Source organism: Aminobacter sp. GW821-FHT11F06 (genome assembly GCF_058808215.1).
Genome location: NZ_JBXARL010000002.1, coordinates 206,894 through 232,735 on the forward strand (window position 1 = coordinate 206,894; position 25,842 = coordinate 232,735).

At 62.3% G+C, this 25,842-nt stretch carries 23 protein-coding genes and 2 tRNA genes; 10 read left to right on the forward strand and 15 right to left on the reverse strand.

The features are described 5' to 3' along the window. Positions 1-65: 65 nt before the first annotated feature. The 5 genes from AC1RTB_RS05415 to AC1RTB_RS05435 form a co-directional block, all read right to left on the reverse strand. Positions 66-6,923: an autotransporter domain-containing protein gene (locus AC1RTB_RS05415; RefSeq protein WP_492875444.1), complete on the reverse strand. Its 6,858-nt coding sequence runs from the start codon at positions 6,921-6,923 to the stop codon at positions 66-68. 236 nt (positions 6,924-7,159) lie between these two features. Next, entirely contained in the window at positions 7,160-8,011 is an 852-nt protein-coding gene (locus tag AC1RTB_RS05420) for a hypothetical protein (protein ID WP_492875446.1), read from the reverse strand. 248 nt (positions 8,012-8,259) lie between these two features. After that, a tRNA-Arg gene (locus AC1RTB_RS05425) sits at positions 8,260-8,336 on the reverse strand. Positions 8,337-8,534: 198 nt separating this feature from the next. After that, positions 8,535-9,050, reverse strand: a complete 516-nt coding sequence (locus AC1RTB_RS05430) for a GFA family protein (protein ID WP_492875448.1) — start codon at positions 9,048-9,050, stop codon at positions 8,535-8,537. Between the two features lie 2 nt (positions 9,051-9,052). Further along, positions 9,053-9,700: a TetR/AcrR family transcriptional regulator gene (locus AC1RTB_RS05435; protein ID WP_492876332.1), complete on the reverse strand. Its 648-nt coding sequence runs from the start codon at positions 9,698-9,700 to the stop codon at positions 9,053-9,055. A gap of 128 nt (positions 9,701-9,828) precedes the next feature. Here AC1RTB_RS05435 and AC1RTB_RS05440 point away from each other — a divergent pair, with 128 nt between their 5' ends. Both AC1RTB_RS05440 and AC1RTB_RS05445 read left to right on the forward strand, forming a co-directional pair. Further along, a complete protein-coding gene (locus tag AC1RTB_RS05440; RefSeq protein WP_492875450.1) occupies positions 9,829-10,194 on the forward strand; it encodes a VOC family protein in 366 nt (121 codons plus the stop codon). Between the two features lie 166 nt (positions 10,195-10,360). After that, positions 10,361-10,762, forward strand: a complete 402-nt coding sequence (locus AC1RTB_RS05445; protein WP_492875452.1) for a nuclear transport factor 2 family protein — start codon at positions 10,361-10,363, stop codon at positions 10,760-10,762. 192 nt (positions 10,763-10,954) lie between these two features. On the opposite strand, the gene AC1RTB_RS05450 is transcribed toward AC1RTB_RS05445, so the two are convergent. Beyond that, positions 10,955-12,409, reverse strand: coding sequence for a DUF1254 domain-containing protein (locus tag AC1RTB_RS05450; protein WP_492875454.1), 1,455 nt, complete (start codon positions 12,407-12,409; stop codon positions 10,955-10,957). A gap of 41 nt (positions 12,410-12,450) precedes the next feature. Then, positions 12,451-13,839, reverse strand: coding sequence for a DUF1254 domain-containing protein (locus AC1RTB_RS05455; RefSeq protein WP_492875456.1), 1,389 nt, complete (start codon positions 13,837-13,839; stop codon positions 12,451-12,453). Between AC1RTB_RS05455 and AC1RTB_RS05460 the strand changes: the two genes are divergently transcribed. After that, the gene (locus AC1RTB_RS05460; protein ID WP_492875458.1) at positions 13,808-14,179 is read left to right on the forward strand and encodes a hypothetical protein; all 372 of its coding nucleotides are present in this window, start codon (positions 13,808-13,810) and stop codon (positions 14,177-14,179) included. The genes AC1RTB_RS05455 and AC1RTB_RS05460 overlap by 32 nt on opposite strands. Here the strand turns inward: AC1RTB_RS05460 and AC1RTB_RS05465 are convergent. From AC1RTB_RS05465 to AC1RTB_RS05475, 3 genes are all read right to left on the reverse strand, one after another. Continuing rightward, positions 14,150-14,226 (reverse strand) — tRNA-Arg (locus AC1RTB_RS05465). The two genes, AC1RTB_RS05460 and AC1RTB_RS05465, sit on opposite strands and share 30 nt — an antisense overlap. Before the next feature lie 172 nt (positions 14,227-14,398). After that, a complete protein-coding gene (locus tag AC1RTB_RS05470; RefSeq protein ID WP_492875460.1) occupies positions 14,399-15,235 on the reverse strand; it encodes a universal stress protein in 837 nt (278 codons plus the stop codon). Positions 15,236-15,343: 108 nt separating this feature from the next. Then, a complete protein-coding gene (locus AC1RTB_RS05475; protein ID WP_492875462.1) occupies positions 15,344-16,831 on the reverse strand; it encodes an ATP-binding protein in 1,488 nt (495 codons plus the stop codon). 352 nt (positions 16,832-17,183) lie between these two features. Here AC1RTB_RS05475 and rpmH point away from each other — a divergent pair, with 352 nt between their 5' ends. From rpmH to yihA, 5 genes are all read left to right on the forward strand, one after another. Continuing rightward, complete coding sequence (gene rpmH, locus AC1RTB_RS05480) at positions 17,184-17,318, forward strand: 50S ribosomal protein L34 (protein ID WP_287093473.1); 135 nt, start codon at positions 17,184-17,186, stop codon at positions 17,316-17,318. A gap of 16 nt (positions 17,319-17,334) precedes the next feature. Beyond that, the gene (gene rnpA, locus AC1RTB_RS05485; RefSeq protein WP_492875465.1) at positions 17,335-17,703 is read left to right on the forward strand and encodes a ribonuclease P protein component; all 369 of its coding nucleotides are present in this window, start codon (positions 17,335-17,337) and stop codon (positions 17,701-17,703) included. A 9-nt stretch (positions 17,704-17,712) separates the two neighbouring features. Then, positions 17,713-19,533 (forward strand): membrane protein insertase YidC, encoded by a 1,821-nt coding sequence (gene yidC / locus AC1RTB_RS05490; RefSeq protein ID WP_492875467.1) that lies wholly within the window; start codon positions 17,713-17,715, stop codon positions 19,531-19,533. A gap of 334 nt (positions 19,534-19,867) precedes the next feature. After that, complete coding sequence (locus tag AC1RTB_RS05495) at positions 19,868-20,506, forward strand: CatB-related O-acetyltransferase (protein ID WP_492875469.1); 639 nt, start codon at positions 19,868-19,870, stop codon at positions 20,504-20,506. Further along, a complete protein-coding gene (yihA, locus tag AC1RTB_RS05500) occupies positions 20,503-21,168 on the forward strand; it encodes a ribosome biogenesis GTP-binding protein YihA/YsxC (RefSeq protein WP_476804393.1) in 666 nt (221 codons plus the stop codon). The genes AC1RTB_RS05495 and yihA overlap by 4 nt, the downstream gene beginning before the upstream one ends. Here yihA and msrB read toward each other — a convergent pair. The 4 genes from msrB to AC1RTB_RS05520 all read right to left on the reverse strand — a co-directional run bounded on the left by msrB (position 21,165) and on the right by AC1RTB_RS05520 (position 23,819). Then, the gene (gene msrB / locus AC1RTB_RS05505) at positions 21,165-21,662 is read right to left on the reverse strand and encodes a peptide-methionine (R)-S-oxide reductase MsrB (protein ID WP_492875471.1); all 498 of its coding nucleotides are present in this window, start codon (positions 21,660-21,662) and stop codon (positions 21,165-21,167) included. The genes yihA and msrB overlap by 4 nt on opposite strands. Before the next feature lie 166 nt (positions 21,663-21,828). Continuing rightward, positions 21,829-22,380, reverse strand: a complete 552-nt coding sequence (locus tag AC1RTB_RS05510) for a fasciclin domain-containing protein (protein ID WP_492875473.1) — start codon at positions 22,378-22,380, stop codon at positions 21,829-21,831. Positions 22,381-22,569: 189 nt separating this feature from the next. After that, complete coding sequence (locus AC1RTB_RS05515; RefSeq protein ID WP_492875475.1) at positions 22,570-23,283, reverse strand: anti-sigma factor; 714 nt, start codon at positions 23,281-23,283, stop codon at positions 22,570-22,572. Further along, a complete protein-coding gene (locus AC1RTB_RS05520) occupies positions 23,280-23,819 on the reverse strand; it encodes a sigma-70 family RNA polymerase sigma factor (protein WP_492876334.1) in 540 nt (179 codons plus the stop codon). Before AC1RTB_RS05520 ends, AC1RTB_RS05515 begins: the two co-directional genes overlap by 4 nt. A 181-nt stretch (positions 23,820-24,000) precedes the next feature. On the opposite strand from AC1RTB_RS05520, the gene argB reads away from it, so the two are divergent. Both argB and AC1RTB_RS05530 read left to right on the forward strand, forming a co-directional pair. Further along, a complete protein-coding gene (gene argB, locus AC1RTB_RS05525) occupies positions 24,001-24,903 on the forward strand; it encodes an acetylglutamate kinase (protein ID WP_492875477.1) in 903 nt (300 codons plus the stop codon). Positions 24,904-24,961: 58 nt separating this feature from the next. Further along, positions 24,962-25,231: a DUF2442 domain-containing protein gene (locus tag AC1RTB_RS05530; RefSeq protein WP_492875478.1), complete on the forward strand. Its 270-nt coding sequence runs from the start codon at positions 24,962-24,964 to the stop codon at positions 25,229-25,231. 17 nt (positions 25,232-25,248) lie between these two features. Here the strand turns inward: AC1RTB_RS05530 and AC1RTB_RS05535 are convergent, their stop codons facing one another. Further along, positions 25,249-25,725: an Lrp/AsnC family transcriptional regulator gene (locus AC1RTB_RS05535; protein WP_492875480.1), complete on the reverse strand. Its 477-nt coding sequence runs from the start codon at positions 25,723-25,725 to the stop codon at positions 25,249-25,251. Positions 25,726-25,842 lie beyond the last annotated feature (117 nt).

Consider the following 25,842-nt stretch of genomic DNA (forward strand, 5'->3'; position numbering starts at 1 on the left):
CGCCCGCAGTTCTGGCGCTCAGGCGACGCTGTTGCCCGCGCGGGGTCTGCAGTTGGTGCCAAAGTTCAAAACCTCACGCCGAGATTGGCCTTGAAGCTCTGGTCGATGGCCTCGCCGCCGAACTGGCCGGTGTAGGAGACCCCAAGCGTCGCGTCGGGCGTCAGCTCGAAGTCGAGCCCCGCTTCGATAATCGCGCTATCCCGAGCGATCGGCGCGCCTGCGACGATGAAGGCGCTGGAGCCGGCGAAGGCAAGCGCGGACTGCGGCGTGATGTCGCCGAAGGCGTGGCGCCAGCCAACCATGCCGCGCACCGTGGCATTGACGTTGCCAGCGGCAAAGTCAGTCGCTGCCCTCAACCCCGCTGTGGTGAAGGTCGTTTGGGTGGTCGAACCCGCACCGGTCAGCGCGGCGTGGCCGCCCTGCTCGGTGAAACCGTCGGTCTTGACGCTGACATGGGCAAGTCCGCCGAACGGTTCGAGCGCCACACCGCCAAGCTGCAGCCGATAGCCGAGTTCACCGAAGACCTGCGCGGTGCCGGCATCGTATTTCGCCGCAAGGCTGTCGGAGAAGCTGCCGAAGGCCGCGTCACGGCTGGTTTCGATGTCGTGCCAGCTGTATGCCGCCCCGGCACGCAGGCCGAATGCGCCCCACTGGCCGCCGCCGAACAGGCCGACATGGTAGTTCGTGCTGTTACCCGACGAGGCCCGGTCGGTGGCATCGAAGGAGGTGTGGCTATAGCCGCCGAGGACGCCGAGGCGCCAGTTGTCACCGATGGCGGTGTCGGCACCGCCGATGAAACCGCCCGTCCGGCGGCTGAAAGCTGCGGCGTTGCCGTCGCCGTCAGTGTCGCCCCAAGAGCCGTAGGCCTGGCTCCAAACGGCGAAACGCTCGGTCGTGGCCGCAGCAAGGATGGGGCCGTCGGGGCCATAGGCCATGACAGGAACGCTTGCCGCGCCGGCTTCGCCAAAAGCGGCCCGTATCCGGTTGTTGGCGGCATCAGCCAGGAAGCGGCTGTCTTCGACCAGCATGCCGTTCACCGAGGCGTGAACCTCACCCGACAGCGCGTCGAAAGCCTGGCGTGCGGCGCTTTCGTCGAGGCCAGTGATCGCCTTGTAGAGCGCATTGGTGTTGGCGAGTTCGTCCGCGCCGCCGGCGCTGGCGATCTGGTTTCTTGTGCGCCCGATGCTGGCAAATGCAATGTTGTTGCGGGCGAGCGAAAGGCTGATCGCATCGACCGTGTAGGCAAGCGTCGGCGTCAGGAAGGCGAGGTTGGAGGTCACCGACGCAAACTGGCCGACAACGCCCGACACCGCTGTCAGGATGGTGTATTGGGTCGTTGCCTGGTAATTTCCCGCCGCCGCGAGCACCTGCACCGTTCCGCCGGAAAGCGTTGCCTTGCCCGCCACCGCAAGCCTGTCCGACTTGCCGGTCGCATCGGCTTCGACCTGATAGATCGAGCCGGCAGCGAAGCTTGCATCGCCCGCGACGTTGAGCGTGCCGATGGAGTTGCCGGCGGCGATCGTCGAACCGCTGAGCGCCGTCACATTGCCGACCGTTCCCGTGCCGCCGAGGCTTGCGCCCGATTGCAGCGTGACGGCCGAATGCGCCAGCGAGCCGTTCACCGAAAGCCACCCCGCCTCGACTGTGGTTTCGCCCGAAAGCAGGCTGGTGCCGGTGAGGTTGAGCATGCCGGTGCCTGACTTGGTGAAGGAGCCGGTGCCGTTGATAGCGTTGGCGAAGGTGGCGTCTGCTGCCTGGTCGATGATGAATGCGGCGTGGTTGAGGATGGCGCCGCTGCCGAAGCTCGATGCCGAGCCGGAGAGCGTACCGGCTGAAATCGTCGTGCCGCCGGCATAGCTGTTGGTGCCGGTGAGCACGGTCTCGCCGATGCCGATCTGTTGGAGCGCGCCGCTGCCGGAGATCGCGCCGGCGAAGGTCAGTTCATTGGAGCGGTTAAAGGCAAGCGCGCCGTTGTTGGCGACGTTGCCAACGATCGAACCTTGCTCGCTGCCATTGCCCAGCTGAAGCGTGCCGCCATTGATGAAGGTGCCGCCGCCATAGGTGTTGGTGCCGGTCAGGGTCAGCGTCGCCGCACCGGTCTTGATCAGCTTGCCTTGACCGGAGATCGTGCCCAAGGCGGTGAGATCGGTGTCGGTGGCCAAGGTGCCGCCCGGCATGCGCAGGTCGATGTCGCGCGCGGTGGCAATCGCTGCGGTGTTGCTCAGCGTGCCACCGGCGAATGCCAGTCCCCCAGCCGCATCGCCGAGATTGGCGTCGGACGAGATCGACAGCGTGCCGCCCTTGACCAGCGTGCCGCCGGTGTAGGTGTTGGTGCCGCTGAGTGTAAGCGTGCCGTAGTCGTCCTTGACGAGGGTGCCTGAGCCGACGAGTTCGGAGGCGATCGTCGCCTTGGTGCTGGCGCTGGAGGCGGTGCCATCGCCGACGCGAATTGTCGTTGTTTCCGCACCGAGCTCGATCGCGTCGCCCTCGATACGGTAGCCGTCGGTTGCGAATTGCATGCCGGTGACGGAGATGGCGCCTTGGCTATTGTCCACCGTCACGATGCCCGACTGGCCCTGGAAGATGGCGTATCCGGGCTGTGGCGTCATCGGGGCGTTGAACGTGCCATCCTGCCGGGTCCAGTTGCCGCCCCCAGCACTCCATACCCCGTCGCCACCGTCGATCGCGCCATTGTTGAGGTTCGCGTTCGCGCCGCCGTCCCAGTAGGCCAGCACCGTTCCCCCTGAATTGACAAGGTTGACCTGCGAGGCCACCCCGGTCTGCACCGTCAAGTCGCCAGCCAGGAAAGCGGGGGGAATGCTACCGATGGTCAGCCCGTTGTCGGTCAGGGTGCCGCCATAGTTGAACAGGCGGTAGATGCCGGCGCCGAAATCGTTGCCGCCACTGACATTGAGCGTGCCGTCGAGCGTCAGGTTGCCGTCGACATCGATGCGGTCGCTGGTCAGGCCAAGCTCGAAGTCGAGATAGGCACCTGCCACCAAAGCCAGCGAGCCCAGGGTCAACGTGCCTTTGCCCGATCCGGGTGCGAGACGACCGCCGTCGGATATTGTCACCGCACCGTCGATGGTGCCTGCGCCACCGAGCGTTGCACCGCTGTCGACGGTGACGGCGGTGTTGCCCAGCTTGCCGTCCACCTGCAACTGCCCTGCCTTGATGGTTGTCGTCCCGGTGTAGGTGCTGGTTCCGGTCGCGGTGAGCGTACCGGTTCCCTGCTTGACCAGGCCACCGCCGCCGGAGATGACGCCGGAGAAGCTGGTGTCGCCAGAATTGCCTGCGGTCAGCGTACCGGCACCGAGCGCGACATCGCCAGCGCCGGCAAGCGAGCCGATGGTCTGGTCGTAGCCGTCGAGGTCGAGCTTCGCGCCTGAGCCGAGCGAGAAGTTGCTGTCTGTTGCAAGCACGCCTGCCGCACCGGCCGTGAGCGTGCCGGCATCGACATTGGTGGCGCCGGTATAGGTGCTCGCCCCGGTCAGGGTGAAGATGCCCGCGCCAGCTTTTGTCAGGCCGCCGGTGCCGCTTATACCGCCTGAAAATGCCGTCGATGTCCCGTTGCCGCCTGCCTTCAGGGTTCCAGCCCCAAGGGCGACGCTGCCGGCACCCGCAAGCGATCCGATGGTCTGATCATAGCCGTCGAGATCGAGCATCGCGCTCGAGGCGACGTCGAAGGCGCTGCCTGAGGAAAAGCTGTTTGCCGCACCGGCCTTCAGGGTGCCGAAATCGACCCGGGTGACGCCGGTATTGATGTTGGCGCCGCTGAGCGCGAAGACGCCGGTACCGAGCTTGACCAGGCCGCCGGAGCCTGAAATCGCACCGGAAAATGCCGTCGTCGTGTTGTCTCCGCCGGTGGTCAACATGCCTGTGCCAAGAACCACGCTGCCAGCGCCAGCCAGCGAGCCAATGGCCTGGTCGGAGTCACCGAGGTCGAGCTTGGCGCCGGAAGCCACTGAAACGGCGCTGCCCAGCTCGAATGCGCCCGCGAAGCCGGCCTTAAGCGTGCCTTCGCTCACCGTGGTCGCGCCGCCATGGCCCATCCAGCTGACAACCAGCGTGCCGGCGCCTTTCTTTTCGACCGCATGCGGCACACCGCCTCCACCGATGATGAGGCCCGACTGTCTGGCTGTGCCTTGCTTGACCCAGAGTTCGATATCCCCCTGCTGGACGATCATGTCGTTGGTAAGATCGACGCCGTCGCCATAGTCGAGCGCGCCGCCGTACATCATGAGATAGCCGGTGCCGATCGCCGAGCTGTTTTCGACCCGCAATGTACCGGCGAGCATATTGACGGTACCGTTGTAGCTGCCGCTGTTGCCTGACAGCGTCAGCACGCCGGCGCCATACTTATTGAGCAACCCGGAGCCGCTGATGTCGCCGCCAAACGTGATGTCGTCCGACCTGTCGAACACAAGCGTACCAGCATTGGCCACGTTGCCGGCCAGCGAGCCGTTTGTCGCCCCGTCGCCGACCTGCAGAAAGGTATTGCTTTCGATCGTGGTGCCGCCGGCATGGCTGGCGTTGCCGGTCAGCATCATGCCGCCACCGCTACCGCCGGCCACGGTAAGCGTTCCGGTGCCGGAAATATCGCCGGTGAAAATACCGTAAGTGTCCGAGCGATTGAACACCAGCGCGCCGTTGTTGATCACATCGCCGGCAATCGCGCCGGTGCTTCCGCCGTTGCCGACTTGCAAGGTGCCGCCTGAAATTGTCGTTCCGGCGGTGTAGGTGCTGGCGCCGGTAAGCACGAGCGTTCCGCTGCCGGCCTTGGTCAGCGCACCATTGCCCGTGATCTCGCCTGCATAACTCGATGAGGCATTGCCGCTACCGACCGTCAGCACGCCGCCACTGCCGAGCCTGACCTCGCCCATGCCGTCGAGCTGGGCGATCGTCTGCACATGGCCGTTGAGGTCGAAGACGCCGGTTGCCGAACTGATGGAGATGTTGCCACCGCTGCCCAGGCTGCCGCCCGCGCCGAGCTTCAGCGTGCCGTTATTGATCAATGTGCCGCCCGAATAGGTGTTGGCGCCGGTCAGCGTCATGATGCCTGCGCCATTTTTGTGAACCGCACCGGTTCCACTGATGATGTCGCCATAGGAAAAATCATCCGAGCGGTCGAACCTCACCGTCGCATTGTTGGTGATATTGCCGATGATCGAGCCCTTCAGACCGCCATTGCCGATTTGCAAGACGCCGGCGCTGACGGTGGTGCCGCCCGAATAGGTGTTGGTGCCAGCCAGGATCAACGTGCCGGCGCCCGTCTTGGCAAGGGCGCCGGCGCCGGCAAGGCTGGCGCCGATCGTTCCGGCCGAGAGGTTGAACGCGGTCGTGGCGGTGATCGTACCCGTGCCGGTGACGCTGCCGCCGGCCATCGTGAAGGTTCCGACGCCGAGATTGTAGCCCGCCGCAACATTCACCGTCGCGGTCCCGCTGTTGGTCAGCGTGCCGATGCCGGTCATGTTGCCGCCGGTCAGCGACAGCGTGCCGTTGTTCTGGTTGCTGATGTCGCCGGCAACTGCGACGTCGCCTGCGAGCACCTTGATCTGCCCGTCATTGTTGATGCTGTTGGTTCCCGATGACAGCGTCGCCGTGCCGCTCGGACCGTTGAAATTGATCGTGCCGCCGCCCTGGTTGTTGATCGCGCCGGCGTCGATGATGCTGCCCCCGGCACCTACATTGATGACCGCGTTGTTATTGAGCGTGTTGCCCGTTCCCCGCAGCGTCGCACCGGCGCCGATGTCGATCGTGCCAGCGCTGTTGGTAATCGTCTGGGCGCTGAGCGTGCGCCCGGCCCCGACCGAGGTCGTCCCGTAGTTGGAGAACGTGGTTATCCCGCTCACATCGTCGTCGGCGCTCGATCCGGTAACCGACATGGTGACGCCGCCATGAACCAGGATCGTGTTGTTGAAAACACCCGCCAAGGTGGTAGTGCCGCCAAGTTGGATCGCGCCAATGTTACTGCCGGCCAGCGCCTTGATACTGTTGATGCCGCCAGTCAGAACGATGGCGTCAGAGACAGCGCCGGAATGTCCCGCAGCACCGCCCTGGACGCCACCGGCGATGGTGCCGCTGTTGATGATCGTCAGGTTCTGGCCGATGATGCCGAGGCCGCCTGCTTGCGGCCGGTAGGGCTGGGCATTCTGGAAATCGGAGCCGCCGTCGCCGCCCTTGATGGTGCCGGTGTTGGTGATCACCAGCCCGGCCGAGCCGGTCCCGGTAATGCCGTTGCCGCCCCGGCCGCCCGCTCCATTGCCGGAGGGGTCGATGAACGGATTGATTGCTCCGTTGGGCGAGCCGCCACCGCCGCCGTTGCCGCCGGTGATCGTGCTGGAATTGGTGAGGTTTGCACCTGTCGTGGCGATGATGCCGGAACCGCCGCCGCCGCCGCCACCACCACCGCCATACGAATAGTTCGGCACGGAATTGTAATTTCCACTACCGCCATTGCCGCCATTGCCGCCGGCAATGGCATTGATGTTGTTCAAATCGGCGTTGAGGGTCAGACCGGCACCGCCGGCACCGCCTCCGCCACCACCTGCGCCAGCCGCGTAGCCGCCGCCGCCGCCACCGGCACCATCCGAGCCGCCGCCGCCGCCGCCGCGAGCCCCCTGCCCCGAGGTCGAGCCGCCGCCGCCGGCGCCGGCAGTCGCGCTGCCGTCTCCGTAGGCACCGCCTGTTCCGCCGCCACCTGCCGTATAGCCATTCGGTGCGGAGGCGCCTTTGCCACCATTTTGTCCGGTGAACTGCGCCAAAGCGGGCATCGTCGCCAGCGCGAGCGGCGCGATCAGGGCCGTGCAGGCAAGCAGGACAGCGCGATAGCGCTCATGTCTGCCGGGCGTCCTTGCACCCGCCGGCGCCTTCGGCTCGCAATCGTTCTGGGCGTTCTGTCCGCTACGGCAAATGCTGCTCACTCGGTCTTCCCCGTATTCGCGAACACGAGCCGGCAGCGGGCACAGCTCAAAGCTCCGCCGTCGCCGAAAACAGCCATGCTGTCGGTCACAGTTCACATTGGTTTCAAAATTCAGCTCCGGCGCCGCCCCAAAACCCCAAGCACCGGATGAGCGGGACCCTATGCCCGCCTAAAATCGCGGTCAATTCTCGGGAGCTGACTATTATTGGGAGGAATTTTACTCGTTTTTGCAGGTATTTAGCCGATTTCGGCGCCGAAGCAGGCGTCGAACGCGGTATCGATGACGGCAAGCTTGACGGCTTGCGCCATGGCGATCTCGCGGATGAAATCACGCGACACCCACATCACCGAATTACCCCGCTTGCCGCGCCAGCCGATGCTGCCCAGGCTCTCTGCCTCGCGCAGTTTGCGCGCAAGATGGGAGCGCGACAGCTGCAGCCACTGGCCCATTTCGGTGACGGAACTGATGCTGGTCGACAGCTGCCCGGCATCGGCGTCGGTGTCCTGCAGGCCGGCGATCAACCGCTCCATGATGATTCCGCCATTGTTCAGCCAGGTGAACAAGGAGAAGGTATCAGCCGGCTGCCTGATCGCATGCGAGGACAAAAGCCCGTCGCAGATGAGCGGTTCGATACGTTCCAGACCATCCGGTACAGCCAGGAACGTCGTCAGGCGATGACCTCCGTCAAGGCCGTCGAGCGTTGCCAGATGCACCATCACCCAGCCATTGATGGCGTCGAGCGTCGTCTGGGCGGGCTTCACCGGGCGCGCGCGCCGGTCGTCGCCTTCCGGGCAATATTCCACGAAGCCATAATTCAGCAATTCCTTGACGAAGGCATCGGCGGTATTGCGACTGGCCACCGAATGGACCTGGATCAGATCGAGGAAGCGCGACGTCTTGAGGCCAGGCTCTCCGGCTGCGCGCTGGAAGTGGAGGGCGAGCCCTATATGCGCCATCAACCAGCGCTGCTGGGTGGCAAAGATCGACGCCAATCGCGGATTGGCCTCATAGGCGATCAGCAGTGCCTGCGACTGCCGCCGGATGAAATCCTGCAGCGCTGGATGATCGGCAATTTCGTCCGCAGTCATTCCCAAGAATCTGCCCTCGAATTGTCCACTATATCGACGCCTTGGCACGGCGCTGTCCAGTCCTGTCGAAGTATTCGGACAATCATGTCGGGGCGGCGGCGCTCCACGCTTTCAACGCCCGACCGCAACTAGAAGCAGAAAGGACCGCAATCCCCCCTTCACGGCCATCGCGGGCGTCGCCCTCAAGGGCAGGCAGCCCCAGAATGCGGACTTTGGTGCCCAGCTCTATTTCGCAGTGGTTGGGGAAATGGCGCGCCCGAAAGGATTCGAACCTCTGACCCCCAGATTCGTAGTCTGGTGCTCTATCCAGCTGAGCTACGGGCGCGCATCAGGCCATCAACAATGGCCGGTCGTTCCGATCAATGGACCGCAGCGACCGGCGCTACCTAGCGGCTGACATGGCGAATTGCAAGCCGCCACAGCCAAACTTTTCCGGGAAAACGCCCCACCCGCCTATGACCGGCTTGGGTACCCCAAGCAAAAACAGCCATAGACGGCGCAATACCCCAGCCGGCACTGCTTCTCAGCGGCGCAGCAGCATGGCGATATTGGAGGTCACCAGCCTGACGATGAAGCCGAACGGGTACATTTTGGAGCTGGGGACATCTTTGGGAGGCTCGACAGCCTCAGCCTTGAACTTCGTGCAGATGCGCCACTCCAAGGGCGGGGCATCGCCTTCAAAGCGCATGCGGTAGATCGGCAGCCAATGCCTGGAATCGTCGAACTTCATCGCCATGGCCGCGTTGCAGCAAGAGGCGACAAGACGATTCGTCGCCGATGTCTCTTTGATCTTGTGGCTCTGCAACAGTTCAGCACCCTTGGCATATCGGACGCGATCGGTGCGGTAGAGAACATAGGCGGTGCCACCATCGGCATCTTGAACAGCGCTGGCATTCGGCAACGCTTCGAGTTGGCGCGAGCCGGCCTGGCAGTCGTCGCAATAGCACACGACACTTGCGATGGGAGCGCCGGTGGCTTCGAGTTCAACGCTGCCGCATGAACAACGCACGGTGGTCGCGGATTTCGGTGTCTGCGCCATGATCATTTCTTTCCGTATGCGGCGAGGAAAACACGGACGCCGTCGGCGGCATGTCGGCGAAGTTCCGCAGGGGTTGGTATCGCTTCATCGCCCAAAAGCATGGCCTGGTTCACCGGGGCGGACATGACCAGCCAGTTGAAATGCGACGCGGCCACCATCGGATCGTCGATCGTCAGCAGGCCGCGATCGGCCAGGCGCTGGAATGACGCCGCAAGGGCGTCCATCGCGCGCTGGGGTCCGCGCTCGTAGAGCACCTTCGCCAGTTCGGGAAAACGACTGACCTCGCCGATCACCAGGCGGCGCAGCTTCATCAGGCGCGGTGTCAGCACCACCATCAGCTGGCGCTCGGCATAGTCGTAGAGATAGGTGGCCAGATCACCGCTTTTATCGAATTCGGGGACCTGGTCATGGACGCTGTCGCCGGCGGCACTCGTCATGCTGGTGACGATCTCGATGAACAGCGCCTCCTTGCTGGCGAAGTGCTTGTAGACTGTCTGTTTCGACACCTCCGACAGGGCCGCGATCTCGTCCATGTTGGTGCCGAGATAGCCGCTTTTCAGAAAGACCTCGGTTGCGGCCGCCAGGATCGCCTGACGCTTGCGGGGGGATCGCGGCCCGTCCGGTTTTTGCTCTGTCGCCACATCCGCCATCAAACCGCCTATCCATCGAAATCGAGACTCGGATTGACTCATCAGTACTGTACGGTCTAGTTTTACGCAATACGGGTACTGGACCGTCCAGTCTATTTGATCAAAACCAGATTGCAGGAGAGCCAACCATGCACATTCAGTTTGCCGAGCTGCCCGTGTTCGACCAGGACCGCGCCAAGGCGTTTTACGTCGATCATTTCGGCTGCCAGGTCGCAGCCGACGCGCCGATGGGCAAGGACGGCTGGCGCTGGATCGAACTCAAATTCGCTGGCGCTGAAACGGCTCTCCACTTCGTCAGGCGCCCCGATGATGCACCCTCGGTGGAGCCGGTGCTGGTGCTGGTCGACAGCGATGTCACAGCGACAGTCGGGAAGCTCAAATCGCGCGGCGTGGAGATCGTCAGCGAACCGCAGGAAGCACCCTGGCAGCCCGGCCGCATCGTCGCCGAATTCCGCGACAGCGAAGGCAATCGCCTGGTGCTCGGCAGCAAGTGACGATGTGAGGGACGGCCCAAAGGCATCGACGCTGAGGAGCGGATATCTGCTATGAGGTCCGGGGATTCGCTGGTGACGATAGCTGACGGTAGACTCAACGCGCCAGCGCGGCACCCGCGCCCACGCTTTCGATCGCGCGATCTCTCGTTCTCACATGGAAAAACCTATGACAAAGCCCGCAGCCTCTGCCTCGCTAGACAATGAAGCCGATCTCATCCGCGAGACGGAACGTGCGAGGCTTCGCGCCCTGGTCGGCGCCGATATCGCCGAGGCCCAAAAGGTTCATGCCCCGGACTTCCAGCTGATAACGCCGATCGGCGCCGTTCTTTCAAGGGACGAATATCTGGGTGCGATCGCAGCCGGGCAGATCAAGTACCTGGCGTGGGAGCCGGGCGAGATCGCCGTGCGCCTCTACGAAAAGGTCGCGGTCATTCGCTATCGCGCGCAGCTTGAGGTCGTCTTCTCAGGACACAAGGTTCCCCTCAGCGGCTATTGGCACACCGACACTTATGAGTATCGCAACGGGCAATGGATGGTCGTGTGGTCGCAAGCCACTGCCATCAGCTAGTCCCGGAGGTTGATTGCCTATAGCGGAGAAATGGCGCACCCGAGAGGATGAAACTGGGCACTCTTATGTGATTGTTTCTGCTATATGATTCTCTACGCTGCATTCCTAGCGGACAGCGCCAGGACTCCGACAAGGCGCTGTTGAGAGTCACTCGCTCCAAGGCGCGTGGCGTACGCTCGCTCGACCGACCCGCTATTTGATTTCCACTATATCATTCAACTGCCAGACCTTATCGAAATACGCTTGCTTGGGACCGTAGAGGCGGAAGTAGGTGAACCAACCTTTGTTGGGCGGCGTTTGGATGAAATTCGCGTTTGCGCCCGGCGGCGGCTTCGGGCCGAAATAGAGATCGACCGAACCGTCAGCGTTCTTCACGAGGTCATGCTTGCGCGACGATATGTCGGCTGCGCCTTGCGCCGTAATCAGCGGCCCGCGCGTGAGGTTGTCGTAGATCGTAAATGACCAGAATTGCTCGACCGGCGGGTTAGGCGGCACTCGCAAATGATAGCTCTTGCCACCGTCCAGCCACGCGCCTGTATTGTCCTTCTGCGACTCGAGATAGACTTGGCCGAATCCGAGGGTTTTCCCTTGCATGCCGGTCGAATTGGCAATCGCCTCATAGAACCACGAAGCGCGTTCATCCAACTGCGCGTACCCGTTGTGCCATTGATCCAATTCGACCATGTTCGAATAATCCCAATGCTTGCCCTCCCAAACCGAGGCGCCAGCCACGCGTTTGGAGTAGGCGGTCAGCCCGCCCAATAGATCGCCGATCTGGGCGGCATCGGTCAGGATTTTCGTCTGACTGACATCGGGCGAAAACGGTTTGTCCTTCTCGAAACCTAAGGGCAGCAACATCGCGTAAAAGAATCCGTCGCGCTCTTCCGGTGGTTCGGGCGCGAGCACGTCATGCAGGTATTCCCAGAATTTGATGTCGCGCGGTTGCTCTGATGACCAGTCCCTGCCGCCTACCGGCACAATCTTGCTTGCAGTGGGAGGATTGTCCTTGTTGGCCCATGAATAAAGCTTGTGCTTGGCCACCAATTCATCGGCGGTGTTCGGGTCAAGCCCGCGTGTCGCAAACCAGAGCTGATTGGTTTTCGAACGGAATACGATGTATCCCTCGGCTCTCACGTCGGGGCTGCCAGGCGGCAGTATCAGATACTTGCCGCCCTTTCCCTTATCGGGGCCGGTCTGGCCGGTGTCAGTAACCGGCCGCTGCCAGACATCCATGATGCCGCCGGCAATCGCGCCTTCGGGAACGTCAACGACCAGCGGTCCTTGCTCGGCCATGTTCCAGAAACTCATGGCATAGAGCGTGGTGATGTTGGGCGTCAGCATGCCGGCCTTATCCTTGAGCGTCTGGTAGACGACGATCTCGCCGTCCTTGGCGCCAAAGATCTTGAGATGGGCGAGATGCAAAGCGTGAAAGCCGACGGCCGGCAAGCCCCAAAGATAGGCTTGCGTGGCGCGCTGGAAGTCGCTTTCTGCGAACAGTTTCTTGGCTGCGTCAGCCGTCGGGAATCCATTTTCGATCTGGAGCCTGCCGATGCGGGTATCCACCTCAGTCGTCTCAGCGCGCACATTCCAGGCGAAGGTGACGACTGAAGCGAAAAGCAGGGAAACAAGTGTCTTGCGCGAGTACATATTTGTCTCCTTGGTAGGGAGCGCGGGGACAGTGCATTCCCTCACTTTGCCTTCGCAATGTCGCCTGGCTTCCAACTTTTGTTGATAGCGGCTTCGGTCGGGCCATAGAGCCTGAGGATCGCGAAGTAACCCTTGCCGGGGGCGGTGGCGAGCCAGTTGCCCTCTTTGCCTGCGAGCGCTTTCGGTCCGAGATAGAGCGTGGTCGAACCGTCAGCCTCCTGAGCCGGCTTGTCGCGCGAGCCGAGCGACGGGAAAGGCTGGCCGTTGGCGAGACCCGATGCGTTCTCGGCCTCGTAGAGCGTCACCGACCAGAAGTTGGCGGCGGGAATGTCGGGCGGCAGCTTGATGCTGTAGCTTGAGCCTCCGGACAAGGGAGCCCCGTCGCTGTCGGTGAAGGCAATCATATATTTGGCACCCGCACCGGGTGTCTGCGAGACCATGCCGGGGCTGATCGAGTAATAGTCGGTGAACATCCAGATGCGCGCGTCGAGGTCGAGGTACCCGCCGGACTTGTTGATCCACGCCAAATTCAGTGAGCCCTCGGGATTCGCCGGCGTCCCATCGGGCACTGGATTGAGCCAGCGGCGATCCGGGTAGACCCGGAACGACCGGCCGCTGATGGCATCCTCGAAGCCTACGACGCGGCTCATCTTGTAGCCGGTCTTGGCCGCCTGATCGAGGATTGCCCTCGTCGCAGGATCGGGGGCGAACGGTTTGCCCTTGACGATGCCGATCGACGCCAGCATGCCGAGCCAATCCTGACCGGCAAGTCCGTTGCCCTCGCTGTCGACGAGCTGCTTGAGCTGGTCAAAGGCGCTGGCGTCGCTGACGGGCAGCATGTTGGCCGCCACGCCGGAGGCATCCGGATACTGCATTGCCTTTGCCGTCGCCTCGCCGCCGAGCGGATAGATTTTCGCGGCTTCCATCAGTGACACCGCAGGCGTCAGGTCCTTGGGGTCCTGGTAGAACGAGCGCAGGAACACGAAGACGTTGTTGGTCTCCGAGCGGTAGACGAAATAGCCCTCTGGAACCGGCTGGTCGTAGCCGGGCGGCAGGATCAGAAACTTGCCGCCCTTGCCGGCATCGGGACCAAAGAAACCAACATCCCCTTGAAAATTCCGAGCCTCGGTCTTTGGCCCCTGGATCGGGCGTTGCCAGAAGTCGAGCAGGATACCCTGCAATCCGGGCGATGCCTCGAACACCATCGGGCCATCCTTGCCGAGGTCGAGGTAGCTCATCGCGTAGATGACGTCGGAGTTCGGCGTCGTCACCAACGTCTTGGCGTCGAGGCGTTTCTTCCAGACCGGCAGAATGTTGTAGCCGGCGCCGAATACCTTCTCGGAGCCGAACTTCATGCCGAGTGTGTTAATGAGAGGTAGCGCCCAGAGATATGTCTGCGTGGCGCGCTGGAACAGCAGTTCGTCCCTCAAGAGCTTTGCTGTATCGGGCGTCGGCCGGTTCTCCGAAAATGGCGCATTTGCGAGCTCATCGAATCGGCTGGACTGCGCGAGTGCGGTGCTGCTGACGGCAGCCATCAAGATTGTGGGAAGCAGGAATTTTGCGGAACTCACGATCATGGTGTTCCCCGTCTGCGGACCTTTGGATTTCGCCGCGCAAATCAGCGTGAATGCCATTGTGATAGCTGTCAACGGCAGAAATGTTACAGGAACTATGATCGCAACCGATGGTTGCCAATCCGTGACCAATACCAGCGCAGCTTCGGCATGGACCGTGGGGAAATGGCGCGCCCGAAAGGATTCGAACCTCTGACCCCCAGATTCGTAGTCTGGTGCTCTATCCAGCTGAGCTACGGGCGCGCATCAGGCCATCAACAATGGCCAAGTCGTTTCGGTCAATGGACCGCAGCGACCGGCGCTACCTAGCGGCTGGCTTTGCGAAATGCAAGCCGCCGCCGGCAAAGTTTTTCCAAGCCATGGCCGGACGCAAGGTTGCCCGGCCATTCGTCTTGCGACACGCCGGTGGCTGGCGTCAGTGCGACAGCAGCACCGGCAGCCGCAGGTCGCTCAAGATGCCCTCGGTCGCGCCGCCGAGCACGAAGTCGCGCACGCGGGAATGGCCGTAGCCGCCCATGACCAAAAGCTTTGCCCCCAGCGACATCGCGGTTTCCTGAAGGGTGACGCCAATGGAGGAGCTGCCGATTCGGGTTGGCACCGCCTCGGCCACAAGGCCGCGCTGGCGCAAGCCTTCGGCCAGCTGTTCGGCAGCGTCGGTGTCGCGCAGCTTCTTTTCATTGAGGACGGTGATCACGGATATCCTTGACGCCTTTTCCAGGAACGGGCGCGCGTCGGCAACGGCGCGGGCTGCAACGCGGCTGCCGTCCCAGGCGATGGCGACATGGTCGATAGCGCCCACAGTCAAAAGGTTCGGCAAGATCATGGTCGGGCGCCCAGCGCCGAAGACAACCGCCTCGGCAAGCATGCGCGAGGTCTGGTTGCCCGTTTCCCAGCCCAGCAGCGCGAGGTCGAAATAACGGGCCTGTTCGCAAGCCGCCTCACCAAAGCCGGCAACAGGCGTGGCGACCTCGCCAGTGGTGAGCTCGACGCCAGCCTGTTTCGCGCTCACCTCGACGGCCGCGATAAGTTGCTTGCCATGCCTGCGGCTTGAAGCCTCGGCATCGCGGATCATCTGCGGTGTATCGAGCAGCAGTTTCGAAAGCGCGTTGGAAACCTGTGGAATGGCCGGATTGAACACCACCGCATGCAGGCCCGCATTGAACTGGGCTGCGATCGACGCTGCACTCGATGCCACTGCCTCGGAATTGGGCTCGGGATAGGTGGCAAGGGGGAGGAAGAAATGCGGCTTCATCGGAGTACTCCTGTTTTGACGCGCCAAGCCATGCGGCGTTGGCGCGTACTCAGCTGAGATTATCCTATGGCGGCCCACCCTTCATTGAGATGGATCAAGACAGGCTCCTCACGCCGGCCTGCGCAGACCGTGGCGTGCTTCATCGAGGCGAACCGGCTGGTCGGGGATGGCAACGGCAAAGACGGTGCGGCCGCCGGAGCTCTCGACGAGTTCCAGCGTGCCGCCATGGGCGCGCACCAGTTCATGGGCGATGGCAAGGCCAAGGCCGGTACCGCCGCTGCGGGCCGAGCCGCGGAAAGCGGTGAACAGATTTTCGCGCGCCTTTTGCGGCAGGCCGGGGCCGGTGTCGGCAACCAGGATGCGGCTGACGCTGCCTTCGCGTTCGGCATAGACGGTCAGCCGATTGACGATGGCGCTGTCGGCGACGCCGGTCATCGCCTGGATGGCGTTGCGGCAGAGATTGGTCAGCACCCGGAAAAGCTGGTCGGGATCGGCATCGATCTCGAAACTGGTGTCGACGGCATTGTTGAATTCTATGCCGGACTCCGGCTCGAGACCGAGCAAGCCGTGCACATCGTCGACCAGTTGGGCGAGCCGCAGGCGCCGCCGCGCCGGCGGCGATTCCTGGGCGCGGCCGTAAGACAGCACGTTTTCCGAATAAGCAACGGCGCGGTCGAGCGTCCTCAGCAGTTTCGGGGCAAAGGCCTGGACGGCTGGGTCCTTGACCATGCGCAGGCGGTCGGACATCAGCTGCGCGGAGGCCAGGATGTTGCGCATGTCGTGATTGATCTTGGACACGGCGAGGCCGAGATCGGCCAGGTGCTTCTGTTCGTTCAGCATCTTTTGCAGATGCATCTGCATCGCCGACAGCTCGCGCTCGGCGAGGCCGATCTCGTCGGCGCGGGCTTCCGGGATGATGACGCCGGCGGGACTGTCGGGCGCGTCGGAGAAGGTCAGCATCGAGCGCGTCATGGCGCGGATGGGCTTGATCATGATGCGGTCGATGGCGAAGTAGACCAACGCTGCCGTGCACAGCGAAATCAACAGCGAGACAAAGACGATGTAGCGCGCATTGGCCAGCATCGCGCGATGCAGCCGATAGTCGGAGATGACCAGCTCGAATTCCTTGGGGCTTTCACCGACAGTGCCAAAGACGCGCAGCATCCGGTTGCCGCCAAACAGCAGCGTGTCGATCGCAGCCGGCATCGAACTCAGCACGCCTGCCTTTGCAATCTCGATATGTTCGTCGACTTCGGGGGGCATGTCGGTAACGACGAGCAGCCTTGAAACACCGCCATCGCGCACAGCGATCGCCTTGGCACCGATGGCCGCCAGCACGTCGTTCTGGGCGGCGCGCGACAGCGACGTCGGATCGCCCTGCACCAGAATGGTCGCAACCGCGGCAGCCGTCGCGAGCCGCTCTTCAAGCCAGCGCAGCCGGAAACTGGCTATCGAAGGCAGGAAGAACAGCACTTCGGCGAAAAGCACGAAAGTGACGGTCAAAAGCAGCAGCTTGGCCGATAGGCTGCGCGTGCGCGGAACCGACCGTTCCGCCTGTTTTCCGGCATATGCGCCGGTATCGGCTGCTTCAGTCATGCTATTCTTTGCTGCAAATCCGCCCTGGGAGAAATTGCCTCGGCTCCGTCATATCCCGAAACGCCTATGCTTCCCGTTCTGGCAAAGATAGGCTATCGCAGCGCAGTTGCAAATTTTGCAACGCAAAAAACAACCTTTCGGCGCTGCTGCGAGGGGTTAATCGCCGCAGGCGACAACTGTTGTAGCGGCCAGCGCGAGCCGATTGACTTCGCGGCACCTTCTTTCTATAAGCCCGCACACGCTCGGGACCCGCTTCCGTCGCGGTTTTTGATCGCGTCGAGGCAAGCTGAGCCAAGCTCCTGTTACAAAGTGACAGAATCAAGAAGGGCCGCACCCCGCGGTATAAAAACAAATGAAGCGTACCTATCAGCCGTCCAAACTCGTTCGTAAGCGCCGTCATGGTTTCCGTGCTCGCATGGCCACCAAGGGCGGTCGCGACGTCGTCGCAGCTCGCCGCAACCGCGGCCGCAAGCGGCTCTCCGCCTAAGCCATAGGCGGGAACCTTGCCCGCTGACAGCAAGCCTGAGGGGTCTGCTCCGCATGGACGCGGCCCCGAACGGCTTCTGAAAAGAAAACAGTTTCTGGCCGTCCGCCGTGGTGAAAAGCGGCGCGGACGGTTTTTTCTCGTCGAGGTTTTGGATCGCGACGACAAAGCGGGGCCCAGGGTCGGCTATACCGTCACCAAGAAGGTCGGTAATGCGGTTGTCCGCAATCGTGTCAAACGGCGCCTCAGGGAAGCCGTTCGTACACATGCCGCAGGTGACATGGCCGCCGGCAAAGACTATGTGATCGTCGGGCGCGAAGACGTGCTCACCGCCCCTTTCGGCCAGATTACGGCCGAACTTTCTCGGCGCATTCGCGGAACGCGATAAGGGCTTTCGATGGAAAACAACCGTAATTTCTTTATCACCATCGCCTTGTCGGTGCTGATCCTGACGCTCTGGCAGGTGTTCTACATGAACCCCCGCGTCGAAACGCAGCGGGAAACCGCGCGGATCGAAGCCGAGCGCGTGGCCCAGCAGCAGAAGGCCGCCCAGCCGGCAGGCACGACGCCTGGCGCCAGCACCGGAACGCCAACGGCACCGCAAGCCGGCATTCCCGGCGCACCGGCAACCCAGGTCGCGGTCGCCGACCGTGCGCAGGCGATTGCAGCTTCGGGCCGCATCGCGCTCGACACGCCAAGCCTGAAGGGTTCGATCAACCTGACCGGCGCGCGCATCGACGACATCAGCCTCAAGCACTACCGCGTCGCCGTCGACCCCACTTCGCCTGTCATCGAGCTGTTGAACCCGCAGGCGCTGCCATCCGGCTTCTATAGCGAGATCGGCTTTGTCGGCAGCGAGGCAACCGGTACCGTTCCGGGCCCCGATACGCTCTGGACCGCCGAAGGCAACCAGACGCTGACGCCGGCCACGCCTGTGACGCTGACCTTCACCAACGAAAAGGGCCTGACCTTCAAGCGCACCATCGCTGTCGACCAGGACTACATGTTCACCGTCACCGACACGGTGACCAATGCCAGCGGCGCCGATGTCTCGCTGTCGAACTACGGCCGCATCACCCGCTTCGACAAGCCGCTGCATGCCTCGACCTACGTGCTGCACGAAGGCCTGATCGGCGTCACCGGCACCGAAGGCCTGCAGGAGATCAAGTACTCCTCGATCGAGAAGGACAAGCAGGTCCTGCCCGGCAAGTCGACCGACGGCTGGCTCGGCATCACCGACAAGTACTGGGCCGCATCGCTGGTTCCTTCGGGCAAGCAGCCGTTCCAGCCGCGCTTTTCCTATTTCGAAGACGGCCGTCCGCGCTACCAGGCCGACTATCTGACCGACCCGATCACAGTTGCTGCCGGCCAGTCCGCTACGGTCGAGACGCTGGTCTTTGCCGGCGCCAAGGAAGTGGCCAAGATCAACGCCTATGAGAAGGATCGCCAGATCCGCCAGTTCGAGCTTCTGATCGACTGGGGCTGGTTCTACTTCATCACCAAGCCGATGTTCTGGCTCATCGACACGCTCTACAAGGTGCTCGGCAATTTCGGTCTGGCGATCCTCGCCACCACCGTCATCGTCAAGGCCATCTTCTTCCCGCTCGCCAACAAGTCGTACAAGTCGATGGCGAACATGAAGATGGTGCAGCCCAAGATGCTGGAAATCCGCGAGAAATACGCGGACGACAAGATGAAGCAGCAGCAGGCGATGATGGAGCTGTACAAGACCGAGAAGATCAATCCGCTGGCAGGCTGCTGGCCGGTGCTGATCCAGATCCCGGTGTTCTTCGCGCTCTACAAGGTGCTGTACGTCACCATCGAAATGCGCCATGCGCCGTTCTTCGGCTGGATCCACGATCTGGCGGCTCCCGATCCGACGTCGCTGTTCAACCTGTTCGGCCTGCTGCCATGGGGCGTGCCCGCCTTCCTGATGATCGGCGTCTGGCCGCTGATCATGGGCGTGACCATGTTCCTGCAGATGCGCATGAACCCGACACCTCCGGATCCGACCCAGGCGATGATCTTCACCTGGATGCCGATCCTGTTCACCTTCATGCTGGCCTCGTTCCCGGCGGGTCTCGTCATCTACTGGGCGTGGAACAACTCGCTTTCGGTCCTCCAGCAGGGCGTGATCATGAAGCGCCAGGGTGCCAAGATCGAGCTTTGGGACAACCTCATGGCGTTGTTCAAGAAAAAACCAACGCCGGCGGAATAGCCGGACGGCTGAGACAAAAGGGAAAAGGCCTCGGAAACGGGGCCTTTTTCTTTTCACCACAGCTATGGGCGCTGAAACTTCTGCGGCGGCGGCCGCGTAACTTTGCGATGCCTCTCAAGCATCAGCCTGTGGGGCGGCGGCTGACCTCCCCGGTCAGAATTGAACCGTCTCGGCAAAGGCCGGGGTCCTGCATCCCGTGCGGGACCCCGGTTTGACATGCCGATCTGCGACGTCTTTTGAAAGACTTGGCCCCCACAATGCTCGGTCGAGCCCGATGTCATCGCGGCAGATCGCGCTATAGTCGTTTCATACGCATTAGGATGGACGACACGCCATGCAAGGACCGAACCCAGACATCAAGCACCCGATGCCGATGCACAAGCGCGTCGGTTTCCTCAAGCCACTCGTCGATGCCGAAAACATCGAGATCGGCGACTTCACCTATTATGACGACCCCGAGGGTCCGGACCTGTTTCAGCAGAAATGCGTGCTGCATCACTATCCCTTCATCGGCGACAAGCTGATCATCGGAAAGTTCTGTGCCATTGCCGAAGGCGCGCGCTTCATCATGAACGGTGCCAACCATGCCATGTCGGGCTTTTCGACCTATCCGTTCAACATTTTCGGCCATGGCTGGGACGAAGGCTTCGACGTCGCCACCTGGCACAAGGAGGTGCGCGGCGACACTGTGCTCGGCAATGATGTGTGGATCGGCATGGAAGCGGTGATCCTTCCAGGGGTCCGGATCGGCCATGGCGCCATCATTGCTGCGAAATCGGTTGTCAGCAGGCACGTACCGCCTTATGCGATCGTAGCCGGCAATCCTTCCGTCGTGGTCAAGAAGCGTTTCGACGACAAGACCATCGAACGGCTCCTGACGATTGCATGGTGGGATTGGCCGGTGGACAAGATCGGCCGCAACCTCAATGCCATTCGCGGCTCGGATATTTCTCTGCTGGAGGCAGCGGCTTGAACGATCAGATAACACCCACAGCGGCGGTCACTGCCGAGCTGTTCCTACGCCCGTGGATCTTCATCCGCGGCGTACCCTCAATGAAATTCCTGCCGCCCGAAGGGCCGCCAGAGATCGCCTTCGCCGGCCGTTCCAATGTCGGCAAGTCGTCGCTGATCAACTCGCTGGTTCGCCATGGCGGGCTGGCACGCACCTCGAACACGCCGGGGCGCACCCAGGAGCTCAACTATTTCGTGCCCGACGGCTATTCCGGCCAGGCCGGCGACATGCCGCCGATGGCACTGGTCGACATGCCGGGCTACGGCTACGCCAAAGCGCCCAAGGAACAGGTCGACGCCTGGACCAAGCTGGTGTTCGATTATCTGCGCGGCCGGGTGACGCTCAAGCGCGTCTACCTGCTGATCGATTCACGCCACGGCATCAAGAAAAACGACGAGGAGGTCCTGACCCTGCTCGACAAGGCCGCGATCTCCTATCAGATCGTCCTGACCAAGACCGACAAGATCAAGGCAGCCGGCGTGCAGCCGCTGATCGAAGACACGCTTTTGAAGATCAAGAAGCGCGCCGCTGCTTTCCCGACCGTGCTGGCAACCTCGTCGGAGAAGAACGAAGGCATCGAAGAGCTGCGCGAGGCGATCGCTTTGGTGGTCAACGGCGGTTAGGTTGTCGCTGGCTTGAAAGCCAGCGCCAGACCGTTGATGCAATGGCGCTTGCCGGTCGGCGGCGGGCCATCGTCGAAAATGTGCCCAAGATGGCCGCCACAGCGGCGGCAATGCACTTCTGTGCGGGTCATCAGCAGCGAGCTGTCCACCTTGGTGCCGACAGCATTGGGCAATGCTTCCCAGAAGCTCGGCCAGCCGGTGTGCGAATCGAACTTGGTGTCCGACGCGTAGAGGCCGAGATCGCAGCCGGCGCAGTAAAAGGTACCCTTGCGGTGTTCGTCGAGCAGCGCGCTCGATCCCGGCGGCTCGGTGTCTTCCTTGCGCAGGACGGCGAACGCGGCGGGCGAAAGAATGGCGCGCCACTGCGCGTCCGTCTTGGTGACCTCGAAGTTTTCGGCCAACGCCGGGGCTGATATGGTCAGCCGCCTGGAGAGCACCAAACCGGCAAGAACGGCGATCGCTGCACTGCCCAACAGAAATGAACGGCGGTCCATGGCATGTCTCCTATCCGACCATAGGCCGGTGTCGCATCACTGCAAAATCAACAGGCCTTGAGTGAAACGGACTGCGCCCCGCAAAGGCCGGAGGCCGTCGCGGAGCGCTGCCGATCGCGCGAACCTCAGGGAGCGACAGTGCGCGCAATCGCCCTGCCCCTCAGGCTTACATCTTGGGCAGCAGCACCTTGTCGATGACATGGATGACGCCATTCGACTGGGCGACATCGGCGACGGTGACATTGGCGACGGTGCCGTTTTCGTCTGTTACGGTGACCTTGCCGCCAGCGTCCTTCAGGGTCAGCGCGCAACCGCCTGCCGTCTCGACCTTGTGGGCGCCGCCATCGGCCTTGACCATCTTGGCGACGTCAGCTGCCATAGCCTTGGCAGCAACGACATGGCAGGTCAGGATCTTGGCCAGCTTGTCCTTGTTTTCTGGCTTCAGCAGCATTTCGACCGTGCCTTTGGGCAAGGCGGCAAAGGCTTCGTTGGTCGGTGCAAAGACAGTGAACGGCCCCTTGCCCTCAAGCGTCTTGACGAGCCCTGCTGCCTTGACCGCCGCGACGAGCGTGGTGTGGTCCTTCGAATTGACCGCATTCTCGACGATGTTCTTGTTGGCATACATCGCCGCACCGCCAACCATCGGATTTTCGGCATAAGCGAAGGTTGAGAGAGCGGAAAAAGCACCGGCGAGCAAAGCGAGAGAGATCTTGCGCATATCGTAACTCCTTGGGTTGTTTCCCGAGACGGAAAGGCACAAGCAGCTACGGATACCGGCACAAATAGTTTCACGATTTCATGAAAATATACTTATCAAACCCAACAACAATATGACGAAACCTTGCAGATACGAACGACGCATCGATAAAGTTTCGGTCATTTTTGGATTTAGGCGAAATTTTTGAGATCAAATTTCGCGAAGATCGCCGGCGGCGACCACAGGGCCAGTCGGCAGTCCGGTCGGTGAGCCGCCCGCAGGCTCAAGGCTGACGGCAAGCACGGCGCCGGCCGCAAGCTTGTCGCGCATCTCTTGCTTGACCGGCATCTTCATGGTGGTGCCGGCTGGGATGACGCCCATAGACACAGGTTGGGCGTTGCCCTCGATCATCCAGAGTTCGAAGTCCTTGCCCGAACCGCGTTCGCCCGCGACATGCGACAGGCCGATCTCGCCGGCGGCCGCGTCATACATGACCATGTACTTCACGTCGCTGCCGTCGGCGGCAAGCGAGGCCACCATGAACTCCTGCGGCGCCTGGGCGGGCGGATTGATGTAGGGAACGACGACATAAAGAGCGAGCGCTGCCACAGCGGCAGCGGCCAAGCCGCGCCAGAAGGCGAGGCTCGACCATGGGTTCATCCTCGATTGTGCCGCCGCATCGCGCAGCAGGCGGTGGTCGATGCCGCGCTTGACCGATACCGGTGCTTCTGCCTCAGCGTATGCGTCCGCCAGCGGGGCAAAATGCACCTCCCACCGGTCGACCATGCGCGCGAAGACCGGCTCCGCCGCCATGCGGGCGCTCACCTCGCGCCGCTCGTCGGCCGAAAGCACGCCCAGAACGTATTCGGCGGCGAGAATGTCGTCACCTCCAGGTTCCGGTCCGTTGTCTTCCGCCAGTGTCATCTTTCGAGGCATTCTCTGAGTTTCAGCAGGCTGCGGCGCAGCCATGTACGCATCGTGTTGAGCGGCACGCCGTGGCGCTCCGCGAGTTCGGCATAACTTTCGCCCTTGAGATAGGCACCGCGAACCGCGGCCGCCCGATCCTTCTCCAGTTCCTCGAGGCAATGATTGATGCGCCCGGCTTCGTCGCCGGCCACAGCAGCCGCCTCCGGCCCCGGTGCGGGATCGGCAATCTCAAGCGCCTCGTCGATGGCGAGGGGTGCCTGACGCCGTGCCCGGATACGGTCGATCGCATGATTGCGCGCGATTGCCACAAGCCACGAAATGGGGCTGAGATCAGAGGCTGCAAACCGATCCGCCTTCGTCCAGATCTTGACGAAGACCTCCTGCAGCGCTTCCTCGGCATCCGCCCTGTCATGCAATACACGCAGGCAGACGCCGAAAAGTTTCGAGCTCGTCTGCCGGTAGAGCAGATCGAAGGCCGCGCGGTCCTTCATCGAGGTCCGCACAATCAGCGTGGTGATGTCCTGCGGCGTCATCGTCGCCACGTTACGTTGCGAAAGGCGAATTGCAACTGCTGTTTAAATCGCGCTTGCCGCCTGGTACCGGCTTCCGTGGGATGAGTCACGGCGCCGCAGCCGCGCCAAGACCATCGAACCATTTGCCCCCTGCCCGGTTTCCAGCTAAGACCGCGCCGACCTTTTCCAGCTATCCGGGACCATGCCGATGACGACGAACGTCGCCGCCACCGCCGAAATGCAGGCCGCCCTGCTCTCTGCGGCCTTGCCCTTCATGCAGCGCTACGAAAACAAGACGGTGGTGGTGAAATATGGCGGCCACGCCATGGGCGACATCGCGCTCGGCCGCGCCTTTGCCCGCGACATCGCGCTTCTCAAGCAGTCGGGCGTCAACCCGATCGTCGTGCACGGCGGCGGGCCGCAGATCGGCGCCATGCTGGCCAGGATGGGCATCGAGTCGAAATTCGAAGGTGGCCTGCGCGTCACCGACCAGAAGACTGTCGAGATCGTCGAGATGGTGCTGGCCGGCTCGATCAACAAGGAGATCGTCGCCCTCATCAACGCCGAAGGCGAATGGGCGATCGGCCTGTGTGGCAAGGACGGCAACATGGTCTTCGCCGAAAAGGCCAAGAAGACAATGGTCGACCCCGACAGCAATATCGAAAAGGTGATCGATCTCGGCTTCGTCGGTGAACCCGTCGAAGTCGACCGTACGCTGCTCGACCTGCTTGCGCGTTCCGAGATGATCCCGGTCATCGCGCCAGTGGCGCCAGGCCGCGACGGCCACACCTACAACATCAACGCCGACACCTTCGCCGGTGCGATTGCCGGCGCGCTCGGCGCCTCGCGGCTGCTATTCCTCACAGACGTTCCCGGCGTGCTCGACAAGGACAAGAAGCTGATCGACGAGCTGACGGTCGCCGAAGCCAGGGCGCTGATCAAGGACGGCACCATTTCCGGCGGCATGATCCCCAAGGTCGAGACCTGCATCGAGGCGATCGAGCGCGGCGTCGAAGGCGTGGTCATCCTCAACGGCAAGACACCGCATTCGGTGCTGCTCGAACTGTTCACCGAACATGGTGCTGGCACGCTGATCGTTCCGTAAAAGGGAGAAGCCGGAATGCCCGTCATCTTTGTGACAAATCGTCGGCGCGAGATTGCCAATGCCTGGAATGAACACTTCGGTGAAAGCGACTAAGGTCTGGTTCGACGAGGACAGCATGTGGCTCGATCTGTCCGATGGCCGGACATTGAGCGTGCCGCTCGCGTGGTTTCCACGTCTGCTACGCGCCTCTGCGGAGCAACGTGAACGCGTAGCGATCAGTTCGCGCGGGCTTCATTGGGAAGACATCGACGAAGACATTTCAATCGAAGGCCTGCTCGCCGGGCGCCCAGACCAAACACGGCCCAAACCTAAGAACGAAGCAGCCTGAGGTCGAGAGACCGACCGCTACCCCCGCAAATGCCCAAGCGGCACGTGCCCTGGGCCTTTGATGTTCTGCAGCACCAGTTGGGTGTGCACGTCGCGCACGCCTGACAGCCGCATCAGCCGGTGCATGACGAAGGCGTTGAGATCGTCGACGCTGGGTACCATGACGTGCAGCAGGAAGTCGTAGTCGCCGGTCATCGTCCAGCACGCCGATACCTCGTCCATGCGCTGCACGGCGGCGATGAACTTTTCCGGCGAATCGTCGCTGTGGCTGACTAGCCTGACCTGGACAAAGACCTCAACCATCAACCCTACAGCGCGGCGGCCGATGCGTGCCGAAAACCCCTTAATGACGCCGGCCTCCTGAAGCGCTTCGAAGCGTCTGGCGCAAGGCGTGTTGGACAGGCCGATCTCGTGGGCGATCTCGGAAACCGGCTTGCGCCCGTCGCGCTGAAGGATCTCAAGCATCTTGATCTCAAACTCATCGAACTGAGGCATTTTTCCTCTCCGCACTGCTGTTCAAGGTGAACATACCTCAAAGCTGGCGTATGTACGCGAACAAAAGTGAATTCCGCTCCATGCGCAACGCTATGATTCCTCATCGAAAGCCTGTTT